The sequence below is a fragment of the Escherichia sp. KCJ4928 genome (assembly GCF_004352695.1).
Lineage (GTDB): Bacteria > Pseudomonadota > Gammaproteobacteria > Enterobacterales > Enterobacteriaceae > ECMA0423.
The window spans coordinates 1-255 of sequence record NZ_SJWV01000807.1 but is presented as its reverse complement, the minus strand read 5'-3'; the positions used below and the strand labels follow the sequence as shown (position 1 = coordinate 255).

Annotated in this window: 1 protein-coding gene; it reads right to left on the bottom strand. The window is 57.3% G+C overall.

Annotated elements, in window-relative coordinates:
• Positions 1-67: 67 nt before the first annotated feature.
• Positions 68-255 (bottom strand): DotH/IcmK family type IV secretion protein (locus E0D98_RS26870; RefSeq protein ID WP_240723786.1); only part of this gene is annotated, 188 nt, incomplete at its 5' end.

The window sequence follows — 255 nt, the reverse complement described above, 5'->3', positions numbered from 1 at the left end:
CGAGAACCAGCAGGGCTGACAGTTTTTTGCCGGACTTTGCGGCTGTGTCCTGTTCTGCGCTCATGATTTACTCCAGTTCAGGGGTGACGTGAATGGACTGACCATTCACGGAGAAGGTGAGTAAGGGTGTCACCGGCAGTTTCCACAGACGCGTACCGTCAGCAGATGCCAGCGTCTGTTCAAATTCATCCCGCAGCATGGCCCGCGATCGCACGAGCAGATCATCGCCGTGCTGCCAGATGGTGGTGCCCGGAA